General features: G+C 74.7%; 12 protein-coding genes. 8 read left to right on the top strand and 4 right to left on the bottom strand.

From position 1 onward, the window contains the following. Positions 1-108 precede the first annotated feature (108 nt). From GA0070560_RS07685 to GA0070560_RS07675, 3 genes are all read left to right on the top strand, one after another. Positions 109-1,140 carry a lactonase family protein gene (locus GA0070560_RS07685; protein WP_091293148.1) on the top strand — a complete coding sequence of 344 codons (1,032 nt, stop codon included), beginning with the start codon at positions 109-111 and terminating at the stop codon, positions 1,138-1,140. A gap of 165 nt (positions 1,141-1,305) precedes the next feature. Continuing rightward, positions 1,306-3,045, top strand: coding sequence for a substrate-binding domain-containing protein (locus GA0070560_RS07680; protein ID WP_091293146.1), 1,740 nt, complete (start codon positions 1,306-1,308; stop codon positions 3,043-3,045). 205 nt (positions 3,046-3,250) lie between these two features. After that, on the top strand, positions 3,251-4,735 hold the full coding sequence (locus GA0070560_RS07675) for a sugar transferase (RefSeq protein ID WP_170839324.1): 1,485 nt from the start codon (positions 3,251-3,253) through the stop codon (positions 4,733-4,735). 12 nt (positions 4,736-4,747) lie between these two features. On the opposite strand, the gene GA0070560_RS07670 is transcribed toward GA0070560_RS07675, so the two are convergent. After that, entirely contained in the window at positions 4,748-5,878 is a 1,131-nt protein-coding gene (locus tag GA0070560_RS07670) for a PP2C family protein-serine/threonine phosphatase (RefSeq protein WP_091293144.1), read from the bottom strand. Between the two features lie 97 nt (positions 5,879-5,975). Here GA0070560_RS07670 and GA0070560_RS07665 point away from each other — a divergent pair, with 97 nt between their 5' ends. Continuing rightward, positions 5,976-6,479: a MarR family winged helix-turn-helix transcriptional regulator gene (locus GA0070560_RS07665; protein ID WP_091293142.1), complete on the top strand. Its 504-nt coding sequence runs from the start codon at positions 5,976-5,978 to the stop codon at positions 6,477-6,479. A 123-nt stretch (positions 6,480-6,602) separates the two neighbouring features. On the opposite strand, the gene GA0070560_RS07660 is transcribed toward GA0070560_RS07665, so the two are convergent. Next, positions 6,603-8,279 (bottom strand): PP2C family protein-serine/threonine phosphatase, encoded by a 1,677-nt coding sequence (locus GA0070560_RS07660; RefSeq protein ID WP_170839323.1) that lies wholly within the window; start codon positions 8,277-8,279, stop codon positions 6,603-6,605. 128 nt (positions 8,280-8,407) lie between these two features. Beyond that, on the bottom strand, positions 8,408-9,667 hold the full coding sequence (locus tag GA0070560_RS07655; RefSeq protein ID WP_091293140.1) for an ROK family protein: 1,260 nt from the start codon (positions 9,665-9,667) through the stop codon (positions 8,408-8,410). A gap of 52 nt (positions 9,668-9,719) precedes the next feature. Here GA0070560_RS07655 and xylA point away from each other — a divergent pair, with 52 nt between their 5' ends. From xylA to GA0070560_RS07635, 4 genes are all read left to right on the top strand, one after another. Continuing rightward, a complete protein-coding gene (gene xylA / locus GA0070560_RS07650) occupies positions 9,720-10,907 on the top strand; it encodes a xylose isomerase (RefSeq protein WP_091293137.1) in 1,188 nt (395 codons plus the stop codon). 11 nt (positions 10,908-10,918) lie between these two features. Next, positions 10,919-12,427, top strand: a complete 1,509-nt coding sequence (gene xylB / locus GA0070560_RS07645; RefSeq protein ID WP_091293135.1) for a xylulokinase — start codon at positions 10,919-10,921, stop codon at positions 12,425-12,427. A gap of 40 nt (positions 12,428-12,467) precedes the next feature. Beyond that, a complete protein-coding gene (locus GA0070560_RS07640; protein ID WP_091293132.1) occupies positions 12,468-13,577 on the top strand; it encodes a DUF5925 domain-containing protein in 1,110 nt (369 codons plus the stop codon). A gap of 62 nt (positions 13,578-13,639) precedes the next feature. Then, a complete protein-coding gene (locus GA0070560_RS07635) occupies positions 13,640-15,052 on the top strand; it encodes an MFS transporter (protein WP_091293130.1) in 1,413 nt (470 codons plus the stop codon). 183 nt (positions 15,053-15,235) lie between these two features. Here the strand turns inward: GA0070560_RS07635 and GA0070560_RS07630 are convergent, their stop codons facing one another. Then, positions 15,236-16,906 (bottom strand): glycoside hydrolase family 13 protein, encoded by a 1,671-nt coding sequence (locus GA0070560_RS07630; RefSeq protein ID WP_091293128.1) that lies wholly within the window; start codon positions 16,904-16,906, stop codon positions 15,236-15,238. Between the last annotated feature and the right edge of the window lie 3 nt (positions 16,907-16,909).

Genomic DNA, 16,909 nt, shown 5'->3' with positions numbered 1-16,909 from the left:
CGGCGTGGCCGGGTCGACCCGGAAAACCGGCGAAAACAGGGCTAACGCCCGGGTCCACCGGGAAGCCTCTGGTTGGATCGACGACAGGATCGGCGGAGAGGTGGACCGGTGACGAGCGAGATCGTCCACATCGGCGGATACACGGCGGCCGGCGGTGGACGGGGTGACGGGATCGTGGCCGCCCGTCGGGACCCGGCCTCCGGAGCGCTGACCCCGTTCGGCACGGTCGCGGTCACCGACTCGCCGTCCTTCCTCGTCCGACACCCCGCCCTGCCGGTGCTCTACGCGGTCAACGAGCTGGCCGAGGGGCAGGTCAGCGCCTTCGGGGTGGGGGAGCGGGGCGAGCTCACCCCGCTCGCCGTCCGGTCGACAGGTGGCGCTGAGCCCTGCCACCTGGCGGTCGCGCCCGACGGCGGGCACCTCTTCGTGGCCAACTACGGCGGCGGCAGCGTGGCGGTCCTCCCGCTCGACGGGCGCGGCGTGCCGGGTGAGCGCAGCGACCTCGTCGGGCACGAGGGCCACGGCCCGGATCCGGAGCGCCAGGAGAAGGCGCACTGCCACATGGTCTCCCCGGACCCCGGGGCCGGCCCGTTGCTCGCCGTCGACCTCGGCACCGACTCGATCTACCGGTACGACCTGGACGCCGCGTCGGGCCGGCTGGTGCCCCGGGCGCCACGGGTGCGTACCGCTGCCGGCGCCGGCCCCCGTCACCTGGCCCGGCACCCGGACGGGCGGCGCTGCTGGGTGGCCGGGGAACTGGACGCCACGGTCACGGCGTACGAGCTGACCGCGGAGGGGGCCCTGCACCAGCGGGGCCGGGTCGACGCCAGCGGGCGGGCGGGTCACGTCCAGCCGTCGGAGATCACCGTCGGGTCCGATGGCCGTTTCCTCTACGTCGGCAACCGGGGGGTGGGCACGGTCGCGGTCTTCGCGCTCGACGCCGAGCTGCCCCGGCTGGTCGCCGAGGTGGAGACGGGCGGCGAGTGGCCGCGGCACTTCGTGCCGGTCGGGGAGCACCTCTACGTCGCGGACGAACGGGCCGACATGGTCCGGGTGTTCCGGGTCGACCCCGGCTCGGGCGTGCCGGAGCCGGTCGGCGAGCCGGTCGAGGTGCCGAGTCCCACCTGCGTCCTGCCCTGAGGCACAGGCGTTCAGGGTGGATTCGAGCAACAGGTCGAGACTGGCTGATTGCTCAGTGTAGCCAAATAGTGATCAACGGTTTCTCCTGAGTAACTTTCGTCCGAACGGTTGTGGCGGTAACCGAACGAGCTACGCAAGATGGTCAGCGTGTCTGGCCGCCATCGCATGCGTTCAAGTATCCGTGGAGCAGGAGCCGCCGCAGCGGCCACCGCGCTCGTCGTCGTGGTCGCCGGATCCTGGTTCGGTTACCAGCAGCTGGCCGGCCCGTCCTGCTCGGGTGGGATCGAACTGGCCGTGGCCGCCGCACCCGAGCTGGCGCCCGCGGTGCAGGACGCCGCCGCGCAGTGGGTCGCCGACGGCGCGGCCGTCGGCGGCACCTGCATCGCGGTGAACGTCTCCTCCTCCGAGCCGGTCGACGTGGCCGCCGCCGTCGCCAGCAAGCACGGCGCCGTGGTCGCCGGCGTGGGCCAGGCCAGCGGCACCGTGGTCACCCCGGACGTCTGGATCCCGGACTCCTCGACCTGGCTGCTGCGGCTGAAGAACAACGGCGCGACCGCATTCGCCCCGGGCAACGGCGCGTCGATCGCCCGCAGCCCGGTCGTGGTCGCCATGCCGGAGCCGGTCGCCTCCCGGCTGGGCTGGCCGGACAAGAAGCTCAGCTGGACCGACCTGCTCCGCGCCGTCAGCAGCGACAAGCCGCTGCGTGCCGGGATCGTCGAGCCGACGCAGGACGCCGCCGGCCTCTCCGGGCTGCTCTCCCTCACCGCCGCCGCGAGCGCCTCCGGCGGCGACACGCAGAAGGCCACCACCGGCGCGCTGCGGGCCCTGGCCACCGGCCGGTCGGCGCTGCGGCAGGATCTGCTCGCCCGCTTCCCGCGCTCCAACGACCCGACGTCCATCGCCAGCGCGCTCGGCGCAGCCGCGCTCTCCGAGGAAGACGTCATCGCGTACAACAACACCAAGCCGCCGATCCCGTTGGCCGCGCTCTACCTGGAGCCGTCGCCGATGCCGCTGGACTACCCGTACGCGGTGCTGCCCGGCGTCGAGCCGGCCAAGGCGTCCGCCGCGAAGGTGCTCTACGAGCTGCTGACCACACAGAGCTTCAAGAACCGGCTGGCCGCCCAGTCGCTGCGGGCCCCGGACGGCAACTGGGGTGACGGGTTCAAGGCGCCGCAGGGGGCGCCGAGCCCGGCCAGTGGACAGGCGGCCGTCCCGCCGGCCGGCGTGGGCGCCGCGGGTGGCCTGGACCCCAACGCGATAGAACGTGCGGTCTCCGGCTGGTCCATCGCGACCCAGTCCGGCCGGATGCTCTGCGTCATCGACGTCTCCGGCTCCATGAAGACCCAGGTCCCCTCCGCCAACAACGCCAGCCGTGAGCAGGTGACCGTGGCGGCGGCGAGTCGGGGTCTGAGCCTCTTCGACGACTCCTGGTCGATCGGCCTCTGGACCTTCTCCACCAAGCTCGAGGGGTCCCGGGACTGGCGGGAACTCGTGCCGATAAACCCCCTGTCCAACAACCGGGGCAGGCTGGAGCAGGGCCTCGCCGGGATCCGCCCGTCCAACGGCAACACCGGCCTGTACGACACCACGCTCGAGGCGTACAAGACGGTGCAGGAGAACTGGCAGCCGGGCCGGGTCAACTCGATCGTGCTCTTCACCGACGGCAAGAACGAGGACGACGCCGGTATCTCCCAGGCCAAGCTGCTGGCCGAGCTGAAGGCACTGGCCGACGCGGAGCGTCCGGTGCAGGTCGTCATCATCGGTATCGGCAACGACGTCTCCAAGGCCGAGTTGCAGTCGATCACCGACGTCACCGGTGGCGGCACCTTCGTCACCGAGGACCCGACCAAGATCGGTGACATCTTCCTGAAGGCGATCGCGCTGCGCCCGAACGCGCCGCGCTGAGCCACGGCACAGTGACGGTGAACCGCCGCACCGGTGAATCCGGTGCGGCGGTTCGCATTCCCGCCTCTGGAAAACTGACGGCAACACGTCCGAAGTAATCGGTGACCATCATGGTCGGGCAGGATGTCGGGTGTGCTCCGGTATCGCTTCCCCGCCCGGGGGCGGTGGCCGGTCGGAGCCGACACGCACGATCTGGGGAGGCTGGGTGAGCTCGGCGACGCTGTCCACGCCGCTCCGGGTCCCGCCGGCGCCGAGCGGCCGTCCGACCGGGCCGGTCGCCCGCGCCGACCAACGGGCGTACGTGCGGCTCCTGGTGGTGCTCGACACCGCCGTGCTGTCCGTCGCCGTCCTCGCCGGATACGCCGCCCGGTTCGGTGACCGGGCGCCGATCGGCTCGGAGATCCCCTACGTCCTGGTGGCCCCCGGGCTGCTCCTCACCTGGCTGGTCTCCCTCAAGGCCCTGCGCTGCTACGACGACCGGGTGCTCGGCTACGGTGCCGACGAGTACCGGCGGGTGGGCACCGCGAGCCTGCGCCTGGCCGGCGGCATCGCGATCGCCGGCTACATCGCCGACGTCGGCGTCTCCCGGGGCTTCCTCGGCATCTCCTTCGCCCTCGGCACGCTGGCGCTGGTGGTGACCCGGTTTGCCGCCCGCAAGCGGCTGCACCTCGCCCGCTACCGGGGCGACGGCTGGTCCCGCCGGGTGCTGGTGGTCGGCGACACCGCCCACGTGCTGGAACTCGTGCACACGCTGCGCCGCGAGCCGTACGCCGGCTACCAGGTGGTCGGCGCCTGCATCCCGGACGCGCTGCTCGCCCCGGTGCCGCAGCGGCTCAGCGACGTGCCGGTGGTCGGCTCGCTGCGGGGCGTGCCCGAGGCGGCGAGCGCCATCGGCGCGGACACCGTGGCGGTCACCGCCTCCGGCGAGCTGACCGCGGCCCGGCTTCGCCGGCTGGGCTGGCAGCTGGAGGGGACCGGGATCGACCTGGTCGTGGCCCCGGCGTTGACCGACGTCGCCGGCCCGCGCATCCACACCCGTCCGGTCGCCGGCCTGCCGCTCATCCACGTCGAGGCGCCGGAGTTCCGTGGTGCGCGCAAGCTGGTCAAGGAACTCGTCGACCGGACGGCCGCCGCGCTGGCGCTGCTGCTGGCCCTGCCGGTGCTGGCGGTGCTCGCGCTGGCCATCCGGCTGGACAGCCGGGGGCCGGTGCTGTTCCGGCAGACCCGGGTCGGGCAGGGCGGCCGCGAGTTCGACGTGTTGAAGTTCCGCACCATGGTGGTCAACGCCGACGCGCTCCTGGCCGAGCTGGCCACCCGCAACGAGACCGACGGCCTGATGTTCAAGATGCGTGACGACCCCCGGGTGACCCGGGTGGGCCGGCTGCTGCGCAAGTACTCACTGGACGAGCTTCCCCAGCTGGTCAACGTGCTGCTCGGCCAGATGAGCCTGGTCGGCCCCCGGCCGCCGCTGCCGTCCGAGGTGGCCCGCTACGACGGCGACGTGGCCCGCCGCCTGCTGGTCAAGCCGGGCATGACCGGGCTCTGGCAGGTCAGCGGCCGCTCCGACCTGAGCTGGGAGGACGGCATCCGGCTCGACCTGTACTACGTCGAGAACTGGTCACTCGCCGCCGACCTGACCATCCTCTGGAAGACCTTCGGCGCGGTGGTCCGGGGGCGCGGAGCGTACTGAGCGCGGCGGGCGTCAGGGCTGCGGCCCGGTCCAGTCCAGGCAGACCACCACCGCGTCGTCGATCAGGTCGCCGGCCACGAACGCCCGCAGGTCGCCGATCAACGACCGTACGGCGTCCAACGGCGCCATCGGGCCGGTCCGGCGCAGGAAGCGGTCCAGCGCGGTCTCCCCGTACCGGACGTCGCCGCCGGTCGCGTCGATCACCCCGTCGCTGACCACGAAGAGCCGGTCGCCGCGGCACAGGTCGAAGTGCTGCTCCTGGTAGTCCGTCCCCTCGAACATCCCGAGCGGGAACTGCTTCTCCAGCACCTGCTCGGTGACCTCGCCGTCGCGTAGTCGCAGCAGCCGGGGCGAGCCGGCGTCGACCACCGTCAGCCGGCCGGAGGCCAGGTCCAGCTCCATCAGCAGGGCGGAGAGGTGCCGCTCACCCCCGTGCAGGGCGTAGATCGCCTGGTCGGCGAGGGCGGCCTGGTCGGCCAGGGCCAGCGCGCCCCGCCGGGCGTTGCGCAGCGCGTGGGTGGCCAGCGAGGTGAGCATCGAGGCGGCCACCCCCTCGCCGGAGCCGTTGATGGTGGAGAGCCAGAGCCGGTGCCCGTCGTCGGACCAGTCGAAACTGTCGCCGCGCACCGCGTACGCCGGCTCCAGCTGCCCGGCCAGGCTGAACGAGGGGCGGACCCGGCTGCGTCCGGGCAGTAGCTCCCACTGCATCTCCGCGGCGAGGGTCAGCCGGCGGGCCCGGCGGGCGGCCCGGTACACGTCGGTGCCCGCGGACACGGCGGCCAGTTCGTGCCCGAGCGCGGTGGCGGCGGCGGCGAGCTGGTCGACGGCGTCCCGGCCCGGCGGCACCGGGGCGAGCCGGAGCACCCCGCGCCGCTCGCCGCGCATCCCCACCGGGAACCAACCGGTGTCGCCCACGACGATCGGCTCCTGGTGGTCGAAGCAGCGCCACGCCGGGTGGCCCGGCCCGGTGAGGGGCTCCCCGTCGCCCAGCGGCAACAGCACCGAGAGCCGGTAGTCGACCTGGTACAGCTCGATCTCGGCGATGCCGAAGTCAGCCGCCAACTCGTCGCCCAGCCGGTCGAGCAGCAGGTCGGCCGGCGCCTCGATCAACACCCGCCGGGCCCGGTCCGCCGGTCCGCTCATCGTCACTCCTGTTGACAGGGGCCGACCACCCGGTCCCCGGGGTAGTCTCGTGCCCACCATGGCCGAAGAAAGCGGTCCTCGCGGACCAGACGTGAGTATGGCCGCCGAGCTGGACGCCGCGGCCGGTGCCCTCCTGTCCGTGTGGGAAGCGGCGCGTGAGCGGACGACGAGCCGTCTCTCCGGCCCTCAGCTTCGCGCCGTCATGGTGGTGGAGCGGCACGACGGGATCAACCTCCGCCGACTCGCCACGCTGCTGGACATGCTGCTCTCGTCGGCCAGCCGGCTCTGTGACCGGCTGGTCGCCGCCGGCATGCTGGAACGTGAGCCGGGCCGCCTCGACCGCCGGGAGATCTCCCTGCACCTGACCCCGGAGGCCCGCCGGCTCCTCGCCGAGCTGCGCCGGGACCGCCGCCGGCGGTTGGCCGACGTGCTCTCCGGCATGAGCGGCGAGGGGCGCGAGGCCTTGCTGCGCGGCATCCGGGAGTTCGACCGGGTGGCCCGGGAGCGGGAGGGCACGGCGGCGCCGCCGGCCGAGCGGTCGGTGCTCGCGCCACCGCCGGCCCGCGAGGCCGTCGACGACTCGGTGGCCCGCTCGGCCTGAGCGACCGGCCCCAGGTCAGCCGGGGCCGGTCGGGGCCCGGCCGTCCGTGCCGAAGCCCGGCCCGTCGAGGTACGCCGCGACGTCGGCCGGCGTCACCCGCCGGTGGGCTCCGGTCGTCCGCGCTCACGCGGGCCCCGAGGCGCGGACGGCGAGCATGGCGATGTCGTCGTGGGCCTGCCCGTCCAGCCATTCGTCGACCAGTTGCAGCAGCCGGTCGACCACCGCGGCCGGTGGCAGCCCGGCCGCCGAGGCGAGCGCCTGGAACAGCCGCCGCTCACCGAACATCTCCACCGCCGCCGGGCCCCCGCGCGCCTCGGTCACCCCGTCGGTGTGTGCCAGCAGTAGTTCACCCGGGGCCAGCCGGACCCTGGCCTCGCGGAACGTCGCGTCGGCGAGCGCGCCGATCGGCATCCCGCCGACCGGCACCCGGGTGACGCTGCCGTCGGTGCGTACGACCAGCGGCGACGGGTGCCCGCCGCCGGCGATCCGGACCCGGGCCCCACCGTCGGGCTCGGGGTCGGCGGTGCCGAGCAGCAGGGTGGTGAACTGGGCGCGGCGGGTGGCGTCCGGTGCGTCGAACAGTGCCCGGTTGAGCAGCTCCAACAGCTCCAGCGGACGCTGCTCGACCAGGCGGAGGGTCTGCAACGACTGACGGACCCGCCCGGTGAGCACGGCCGCGCCGACGCCCTTGCCGCAGACGTCGCCGAGGGCGAACATCCCGCCGGAGGCGGTGGGGAACACCTCGTAGAAGTCGCCGCCGATGCGCAGGCTGTCCCCGGCGGCCCGGTAGCCGCCGGCCAGGGTGAGCCCGGGCAGTGGCGGCAGTTTCGGCGGCAGGAGGCTGTTCTGGAGCACCCGCGCCAGGTGGGCCTGCTCGCCGTGGAGCTCGGCGGTGGCGATCGCGGCGCCGGCCCGGGCGGCGAACTCGCGGGCCAGTTCGATGTCGCGCTGGTCGAATCCGGGGCGCCCGGCCCGGCGGATCAGGATCAGGGCCCCGGCCGGGCCGCCGGCGCCGGGCATCGGGCTGATCAGCAGGGTGCCGGGGCGGCCGAAGGTCGCCGGCAGCACGTCGGCCAGGTCGGCCAGTTCGGCGTCGAGCCACGGGCTGGGGTCGGTGGGGCGGCCGTGGAGGGCGTCCGCGAGGCCGGGGACCGAGCCGGTGAACGCCCAGGGCGCGGTCCCGGTCACCGGCGCGGGCTCGTCCTCGGCGTGCCGGATCCAGTGCGGCAGGTTCTCGGCGGGCGGGGGCGGGTGGTGGACGACCAGCGCGGCGTCGGCCAGGTAGGGCACCGGGAGGGTGGTGGCGGCCCGCAGTGTCTGGTCGCGGTGCAGGGAAAGACCGAGGCGGCTGCCGGCCTGGGCGAGAAAGGCGGTGCGGGAGCGCTCGGCGAGCAGCGCGTCGGTGCGCGCCTGCTCCTCGGTGACGTCCCGGACGTACCAGGCGCACCGGCCGGCGGCGAGCCGGCGGCAGACGCCGCGCAGCCGGCGGCCACGGTGTTCGGTGTCGAAGGTCTCGGCCCCCTGCGCGACGGCGGCGGCCAGCGCCGGCACGGCGCAGAGCGCGAGATCGGTGCCGGGGGTCAGGTCGGGGAGCAGTTCGCCGGCCATCACGTTGACCAGGGTGACCACCCCGGCGTGGTCGGTGGTGACCACGGCCTCGGCGAGACCGTCCAGCAGTTCGCGGGCGAGCCGGGGATCGGCGGGCAGCGGTGCTTCCGGCGACGGCCCGGTACGCGGCCGGGACACCTGTCCGCCGCCGCTGACCGGTCCGTCGTGTCCGCCCCGGCGGGTGGTCGTCACCGCCGGTCGCCGGGCGCCTCGGCCTGTCGACCTGTGCGCATGCTGGTCGTGCACTCCTCGGATGGGAATCGTTGCCTGAGGGAAAGCGTACCGAGGTGGGGGCGGGATCGCCCATCGAGGAAACCGGGTCACTCCCGGCGGCCGAGCCAACCGGACGGTCGGGTGATGATCCGCCGGACCACCGAGCCGGCTCCGCCGACGGCGGCGGACTCCGGCCCGAGGGCCGCCGCGCGGACCGTGACCGGGGACCAGGCGGCGGTGAGCACCCGGTCGGCCAGTTCGGCGGCGACCGGCGGGCGGAGCCAGGGGGCGAGTGTCGCGTATCCACCGCCGAGCACCACGGTGTCCAGGTCGAGCAGGTTGACCACACCGGAGACGGCCACCCCGAGGGCGGTGCCGGCCGCGCGCAGCGCGTCGAGGGTCGCCCGGTCACCCGCCCCGGCGAGGTCGGCCAACCGCCGGGCGGCGGTGTCCGCCGGGAGGTCCGCGCCGGCGAGTCCGGCCGCCGCGAGGATGGCCTCCTGACCGGCGTACGTCTCCAGGCAGCCCCGTGCACCGCACCGGCAGCGCGGTCCGGCCGGGTCGACCGGTACGTGGCCCAGCTCCCCGCTCCAACCCCGGGCGCCCCGGAAGAGCGCGCCGTCGAGCACGATCCCCGCGCCGATGCCGATCTCGCCGGAGACGTGCAGGAAGCTCGCCGTCCCGGGGGTGGCGTGCAGTTCGCCGAGGGCGGCCAGGTTGGCCTCGTTGTCGACGGTCAGCGCCGGGCCGTCCGCGACCGTCCCGGTCAGCGCCGGGTGCCCGGCGAGCAGGGCGGGCACGTCCACCTCGCGCCAGCCGAGGTTGGGCGCGAGCCGGACCAGCCCGTGGGCGTCGACCAGGCCGGGCACCGCCAGCGTCGCGCCGGCCAGGGTCAACCCCTGCCGGTCGGCGGCGGTCCGGGCCCGCCCGGCCAGCTCGACCAGGCGGGCGAGGGCGTCGCCGGGGGAGAGGGGGCGCAGGTCGGCCCGGTGCATCTCGTGGTGGCGGACCTGGCCGGTCAGGTCGACCACGCAGGCGGCGAGGTAGTCGACGTTGACCTCCAGGCCGAGCCCGGCGGGTCCGTCGCCGGCGAGCCGCAGTCCGCGGGCGGGCCGGCCGGCCCCGGCGCGCGGTTCCGGTTCGGCCTCGACCACGAGCCGGCCGGCGATCAGGTCGTCGACGACTGCGGAGACGGTGGCCCGGGTCAGGCCGGTGTCGGAGGCGATCGCGGCCCGGGAGGGCGGTCGGTCGGCGGTGGCGATCCGGCCGAGCACCACGGCGAGGTTGAGCTCACGCAGGCTGCCCTGGCGGACCGCTCCGGCGGTGCTGGCGCTGGTCACCGCTTGACAGTGCCACACCGTGGCCATTTAATTCAACCACTGAACAAATAGCGGACGACACCACCACCGGAGGTCTGCCATGGCACCCCGTCCCACCCCCGCCGACAAGTTCTCCTTCGGGCTCTGGACGGTGGGCTGGCCGGCCCGTGACCCGTTCGGCGACGCCACCCGGGGAGAGCTGGACCCGGTCGAGGCCGTGCACCGCCTCGCCGAGCGGGGCGCGTACGGGATCACCTTCCACGACGACGACCTGGTGCCCTTCGGCTCGGACGCCGCCACCCGCGACGCCCACCTGACCCGGTTCCGCAAGGCCCTCGACGAGACCGGCCTGGTGGTCCCCATGGTCACCACCAACCTCTTCACCCACCCGGTCTTCAAGGACGGCGGCTTCACCAGCAACGACCGCGACGTGCGCCGGTACGCGCTGCGCAAGGTGCTGCGCAACGTCGACCTCGCCGCCGAACTGGGCGCCCGCACCTTCGTGATGTGGGGCGGCCGGGAGGGCGCCGAGTACGACCTGGCCAAGGACGTCCGCGCGGCGCTGGACCGCTACCGCGAGGCGGTCGACCTGCTCTGCCAGTACGTCGTCGACTCCGGCTACGACCTGCGCTTCGCCATCGAGCCGAAGCCGAACGAGCCGCGCGGCGACATCCTGCTGCCCACCATCGGGCACGCGCTGGGCTTCATCTCCACCCTCGCCCACCCCGAGCTGGTCGGCCTCAACCCGGAGGTCGGGCACGAGCAGATGGCCGGGCTGAACTTCGCGCACGGCATCGCCCAGGCGCTCTGGCAGGGCAAGCTGTTCCACATCGACCTCAACGGCCAGCGGGGCATCAAGTACGACCAGGACCTGGTCTTCGGCCACGGTGACCTGCTCAACGCGTTCGCCCTGGTGGACCTGCTGGAGCACGGCGGCCCCGGGGGCGCCCCGGCGTACGACGGGCCCCGGCACTTCGACTACAAGCCCTCCCGCACCGAGGACGTCGCCGGGGTGTGGGCCTCGGCCGAGGCGAACATGCGCACGTACCTGCTGCTCAAGGAGCGGGCCGCGGCGTTCCGGGCCGACCCGGAGGTGGCCGAGGCGCTCGCGGCCAGCCGGGTCGCCGACCTGTCCACCCCGACGCTGAACCCGGGGGAGAGCTACGCCGACCTGCTCGCCGACCGGTCCGCGTTCGAGGAGTTCGACGTCGACGCGGCCGGGGCGAAGGGCTTCGGCTTCGTCCGGCTCAACCAACTCGCCGTCGAGCACCTGCTCGGCGCGCGCTGAGGCGGGTCGTCATGCCGCTCGTCGCCGGGGTCGACTCGTCCACCCAGTCCTGCAAGGTCGTCGTCCGGGACGCGGAGACCGGCGCGCTGCTCCGGCAGGGCCGCGCGCCGCACCCGGACGGCACCGAGGTCGACCCCGAGGCCTGGTGGCAGGCGCTGCGCTCGGCGGTCGACGCTGCCGGCGGGCTGGCCGACGTCGCGGCCGTCTCGGTCGCCGGCCAGCAGCACGGCATGGTCTGCCTGGACTCCACGGGCCGGGTGGTCCGGCCCGCCCTGCTCTGGAACGACACCCGTTCCGCCGACGCCGCCGCCGACCTGATCGCCGAGGCCGGTGGTGGCGAGGCGGGCAGTCGGTCCTGGGCGGAGGCGGCCGGCAGCGTGCCGGTGGCCAGCTTCACCGTCACCAAGCTGCGCTGGCTGGCCCGGCACGAGCCGGAACACGCCGCCCGGGTGGCGGCGGTGTGCCTGCCGCACGACTGGCTCACGTGGCGGTTGGCCGGCGCGCCCGGCCTGGATGCGCTGAGCACCGACCGGAGTGACGCCTCAGGCACCGGCTACTGGACACCGCGCACCGGCGAGTACCGCCTCGACCTGCTGGAACAGGCGTTCGGCCGGCGCCTGGGGGTGCCGGCGGTCCTCGGTCCGGCCGAGGTCGCCGGTCACCTGGCCCCGTCCGTCCTGGCCGGTCCGGGCGGCTCTCCGGTGGCTTCGACCGGCACGGCGGTCGGCGAAGGTACGACGCCGGCACCGTCCGGCAGGGCGGTGCTGCTCGGCCCGGGGGCCGGCGACAACGCCGCCGCCGCGCTCGGCGTCGGGGCCGGCCCCGGTGACGTGGTCGTCTCCATCGGCACGTCCGGCACGGTCTTCGCGGTCTCCGACGCCCCGGCCGCCGACCCCGGCGGCGCGGTGGCCGGGTTCGCCGACGCCACCGGCCGGTTCCTGCCGCTGGTCTGCACGCTCAACGCGGCCCGGGTGCTCGACGCCGCGGCGGCGATGCTCGGGGTCGGCCTCGACGAACTGTCCGACCTGGCGCTGGCCGCACCGCCCGGGGCCGACGGGCTGGTGCTGGTCCCCTACCTGGAGGGGGAGCGGACCCCGGTCCGGCCGCGGGCCACCGGGGCGCTGCACGGGCTCACCCTGCACACCGCGACCCCGGCGCACCTGGCCCGGGCCGCCGTCGAGGGGATGCTCTGCGCGCTCGCCGACGGCCTGGACGCGCTGATCGCACAGGGGGCGCGGGCCGAGCGGATCGTCCTGGTCGGGGGCGGGGCCCGCTCCGCAGCGGTCCGCCGGATCGCCCCGCAGGTCTTCGCCCGGCCGGTGGTCGTACCGCCGCCGGGGGAGTACGTCGCCGACGGCGCGGCCCGCCAGGCCGCCTGGGTCGCCCTGGGCGGCGCGACTCCGCCCGCCTGGGCGGTCACCGACGCCGAGGAGTACGCGGCCGAGCCGGTCCCCGTCGTCCGCGAGCGGTACGCCGCCGCCCGGGGCCTCATCATGGACCGGAGCGACGCCACGCCCTAATGCGCTGTACGCGGCGGCCCCGGCTCGCGATGATCGGGCGATGCGCAGCACCCCCGAACCGTCCGGCGCCCCGACCGGCGTCGACCTGCCCTCGGCCCTGCAGTACGACGACGCGGACACCCCGTGCGACGTGGTGGACGCCCTGATGCTGGCGGACTTCGTCACCGGCCGCCACCCGTGGTCGCGGACCGTCCGGCTCTCCCGGGTCCGCCCCGAGGCGTCGCTGACGGTTCCCGACGGGCGGCTGCTACGGACCGCCATCGAGAACCGGCAGCGCTCGCGGCTGCTCGCCGGTGACGGCTGGACCGCGCGCGTGGTGACCTGGAAGGGGCGCGGCGCCGAGGTGACCGTGACGGCGGTCGACGACGAGGTCGGCCAGTCCGCCCTGGACCGGATCGTCGACGGGGCCGCCGAGCCGGAGGCCCCGGACACCGCCCGGATCGGCTTCTGGCACCAGAACCCGCGCCGGGGTGCCCAGCGCGACCTGCGGTCGATCGTCGCCCCGGAGTGGGCCACCATCCGGCCCAACTACAGCGCGGCGGCCGGCACCGCCCTGGACGCGCTGATGGCGGTCACCCCGGAGACCGTCTCCGGCCGGCTGATCCTGCTGCACGGCGCGCCCGGCACCGGCAAGACCACCGCGCTGCGGGCGCTGACCCGGCACTGGCGTGACTGGTGCCAGGTCGACTGCGTCCTCGACCCGGATGTGCTCTTCGGCGACACCGCGTACCTGTCGGAGGTGGCGGTCGGCGAGGAGGACGACGGCGACAGCGGCACGACCCGCAAGTGGCGGCTGCTGATCCTGGAGGACTGCGACGAGCTGATCCGGGGCGAGGCGAAGCAGGCGGCCGGGCAGGCGTTGTCCCGGCTGCTCAACCTCACCGACGGGCTGCTCGGGCAGGGCCGGGACGTGCTGGTCGCGATCACCACCAACGAGGACCTGTCCCGGTTGCACCCGGCGGTGGTCCGTCCCGGCCGGTGCCTGGCCCGGGTCGAGGTGGGGCCGCTGTCGTACGCGGAGGCGACCGGGTGGCTCGGCGCGTCGGCCGGGGTGCCCCCGCAGGGCGCGACCCTCGCCGAGCTGTACGCGCTGCGCTCCGGGGCGGTGCCGACCACCATCGTGCCGACCGAGATCGGCGGGTACCTCTGAACCGGTCGGTCCGGGCAGGGCCGGTCACCGGACCGTGATCCGCACCTGGTTTGCTGCCGGTCATGGGTGGCACCAGGATCTCCCGGCGCGGGAACGCGGCGCACCGCTTCTACAGCGTCGTGGTGTTCGTGGTGCTCGCCTCCCTGGACAACGTGGCGATCGGCCTGGTGCCCCCGCTGTACGGGCCGATCTCCGGGGCGCTGGACGTGTCGCAGCGGCTGCTCGGCCTGGTCACCGCGGTGAGCTTCCTGGTCAGCGCGGTGGCCGCGGTGGCCTGGGCGTACGTGGGCGACCGGACGAACCGCAAGCCGCTGCTCATGGTCGGCACGCTGATCTGGGCCGCCGGCACCGGCGGCAGCGCGCTGGCCCAGAACTACCCGGCGTTCCTGGCCGCCCAGCTCGTCGCCGCGGTCGGGCTGGGCGCGGTCGGCTCCGTCGGCTTCTCCGTGGTCACCGACCTGATCTCGCCCCGCCGCCGGGGCCTGGTGATGAGCTTCTGGGGCCTGTCCCAGGGCGTCGGCACGCTGGCCGGGACGCTCACCGGTGGCCTGCTCGGCAGCACCGACTGGCGGCGTCCGTTCCTGGCGCTGACCGTGGTCGGCCTGGCGGCCACCGCCGCCTACCTCTTCACGTACGACATCCGGCGCGGGCAGAGCGAGCCCGAGCTGGCCGGCGCGATCGACGCCGGGGCCGAGTACGACTACCGGATCACCCGCGCCGATCTGCCCCGCATCCTGGCCCGCCGGACCAACCGCTGGCTGATCCTGCAGGGGCTGACCGCGCAGGCCGCGTTCGGCTCGCTGGTCTGGCTGCCGGTGCTCTTCGCCGAGCGGGCCGAGGACCAGGGCTACTCGCCGGCCACCGCGGTCGTGGTGGGCAGCGTCTTCGCCACCCTGTTCCAGCTCGGCGGGGTGCTCTCCATCGTGGGCGGGCTGGCCGGCGACGCGCTGCAACGGCGTACGCCGCGGGGGCGGGCCCTGGTCGCGGCGGTGGGCATCCTGGCGGCCCTGCCGTTCTACCTGGTCCTGTTCCTGGTCCCGGTGCGCATCGTGGTGCCCGATGGTGCGGGCGGCCCGACGGTGGTCCGGGCGGTGCTGGCCAGCGTGGTGACCGAGCCGACGGTCGGGCTGAGCCTGCTCACCGCCGTCGTCGCGCTGGCGTTGACCTCGGCCAACTCGCCGAACTGGTTCGCCCTGATCGCCGACGTCAACCCGCCCGAGCACCGGGGCACCGTCTACAGCCTGGGCAACCTGGTCAACGGGGTGGGCCGGGCGGCCGGCAACGGGCTGGTCGGCGTGGCGTTCCACGGCCTGCGCGCGGCGTTCCCGCCGCCGCTGAACTACGCCGTCGGGCTGGCCGTCTTCCAGCTCTTCTTCATCCCCACCGGGTTCATGTACTGGCTCGCCTCGCGTACCTCGCCCGGCGACATCGAGTCCGTGCGCGACCTGCTGCACGCCCGCGCCGACCGGCTCTGACCCGCGTCCGCCGCCGGGCAAGTCCACTCCGTGTCCCCGACATGGCGGTATCGGGGTGGTTCGAACGCCGCCATGTCGCCGCCATGGAGCCGGCCGCCGCCGTGTCGTGGAGATGGAGCCGGTCGCCCCGGGACCACGGCGTCGGCCCGCCGGCCCCCGAGGTGGGACCGGCGGGCGACGGACTCAGGCGCGGACCCAGACCGTGACGTCGGTCGGGACGCGGCCGTCCTCGTCGAGCGGCGCGCTGCTGCACAGCAGCTCACCGGTCGGGGCCGGGACGGCCGCCGCGCCGAAGTTGGTCAGCACGGTCAGCCCGCCGTTGCGGAACGCCAGCACCTCGTCGCCGGTGGAGAGCCACGCCAGCGGTCCCCGGGCGAGTCCGTGCTCACGGCGCAGCCGCAGGGCGGCACGGTACATCTCGTACGTCGAACCGGGCACGTCGCGCTGCCGGTCCAGGGCGTACTCGGCCCAGGACGGCGGCTGGGGCAGCCAGCTCGCGTCGGTCGGCCCGAAGCCGTACGACGGGGCGTCGGCCTCCCACGGGAGCGGCACCCGGCAGCCGTCCCGGCCGCGCTGGGTGTGGCCGCTGCGCTCCCACGTCGGGTCCTGCCGGGCCTCGTCGGGCAGCGTGGTGTGCTCGGGCAGCCCGAGTTCCTCGCCCTGGTAGAGGTAGGCGGAGCCGGGCAGGGCCAGCATCAGCAGGCTGGCCGCCCGGGCCCGGCGCAGCCCCACTGCGGCGTCCGGCTGCGGGTCGCCGATCCCGATGCCGTTGAGCCGGCCGCCGGCGGTGGTGAGGCCCAGCCGGGACGCGTGCCGGACCACGTCGTGGTTGGACAGCACCCACGTCGTCGGCGCACCGACCGCGTCGGTGGCCTCCAGGGACCGGGTGACGACCGCGTACTGGGCGGGCGCGGTCCACGCCGCGAGCAGGTGCTCGAAGTTGAACGCCTGGTGCATCTCGTCGGGGCGGACGTAGCGGGCCAGTCGCTCGGCCGGCTCCACCCACGCCTCGGCCACGAGGATCCGCTCCCCGGGGTACGAGTCGACCAGCCGGCGCCACTCCCGGTAGACCTCGTGCACGCCGTCCTGGTCCCACATCGGGGGCCGGGGCTTGGCCACGTCGTTGCCGGAGAGGATCTCCTGCGGCTCCTGCCAGTTCGTGAGGTCGGCCTGCTTGACGAGGCCGTGCGCGACGTCGACCCGGAAGCCGTCCACGCCCCGGTCCAGCCAGAAGCGCAGCACGTCCAGGAACTCTTCGCGGACCTCCGGGTTGTCCCAGTTGAGGTCGGGCTGCCCGGTGTCGAAGAGGTGCAGGTACCACTGGCCGGGCCGGCCGTCCGGCTCGGTCACCCGGGTCCAGGCCGGGCCGCCGAAGACGCTCTGCCAGTCGTTCGGCGGCTGGTCGCCCGCCGGGCCCAGGCCGTCGCGGAAGACGTACCGGGCGCGCTCCGGGCTGCCCGGGCCGGCGGGCAGCGCGGCCCGGAACCAGCGGTGCGCGGAGGAGGTGTGGTTCGGCACCAGGTCGACGATGACCCTGAGCCCCCTGGCACGGGCCTCGGCGATCAGCGCGTCGGCGTCCGAGAGCCTGCCGAAGAGCGGGTCGACGTCCCGGTAGTCGGCCACGTCGTACCCGGCGTCGGCCTGCGGGGACGGGTAGAACGGGGACAGCCAGACCGCGTCGACACCCAGTTCGGTGAGGTGGCCGAGGCGCGCGGTGATGCCCGGCAGGTCACCCATGCCGTCGCCGTCGGAGTCGGCGAAGGAGCGCGGGTAGATCTGGTAGATGACAGCCTCGGTCCACCACCCGCCGGCCGGGCCACCGGGCTGTTCCTGCTGCGTCGCGTCGGTGTTCAGAGC

This window comes from Micromonospora halophytica, assembly GCF_900090245.1.
In the GTDB taxonomy this organism is placed as follows: domain Bacteria; phylum Actinomycetota; class Actinomycetes; order Mycobacteriales; family Micromonosporaceae; genus Micromonospora; species Micromonospora halophytica.
This window is presented reverse-complemented; position numbering and strand designations above follow the sequence as displayed.

What these genes read in the sequence shown, in the direction of transcription:
- GA0070560_RS07670 (WP_091293144.1), bottom strand. Translation starts at nt 5,878, where the DNA reads ATGAGCGGACCGGCGGACCGGGCCCGGCGGGTGTTGATCGAGGCGCCG.
- xylB (WP_091293135.1), top strand. Translation starts at nt 10,919, where the DNA reads ATGCCGCTCGTCGCCGGGGTCGACTCGTCCACCCAGTCCTGCAAGGTC.
- GA0070560_RS07680 (WP_091293146.1), top strand. Translation starts at nt 1,306, where the DNA reads ATGCGTTCAAGTATCCGTGGAGCAGGAGCCGCCGCAGCGGCCACCGCG.
- GA0070560_RS07640 (WP_091293132.1), top strand. Translation starts at nt 12,468, where the DNA reads ATGCGCAGCACCCCCGAACCGTCCGGCGCCCCGACCGGCGTCGACCTG.
- GA0070560_RS07655 (WP_091293140.1), bottom strand. Translation starts at nt 9,667, where the DNA reads ATGGCCACGGTGTGGCACTGTCAAGCGGTGACCAGCGCCAGCACCGCC.
- xylA (WP_091293137.1), top strand. Translation starts at nt 9,720, where the DNA reads ATGGCACCCCGTCCCACCCCCGCCGACAAGTTCTCCTTCGGGCTCTGG.
- GA0070560_RS07635 (WP_091293130.1), top strand. Translation starts at nt 13,640, where the DNA reads ATGGGTGGCACCAGGATCTCCCGGCGCGGGAACGCGGCGCACCGCTTC.
- GA0070560_RS07665 (WP_091293142.1), top strand. Translation starts at nt 5,976, where the DNA reads ATGGCCGCCGAGCTGGACGCCGCGGCCGGTGCCCTCCTGTCCGTGTGG.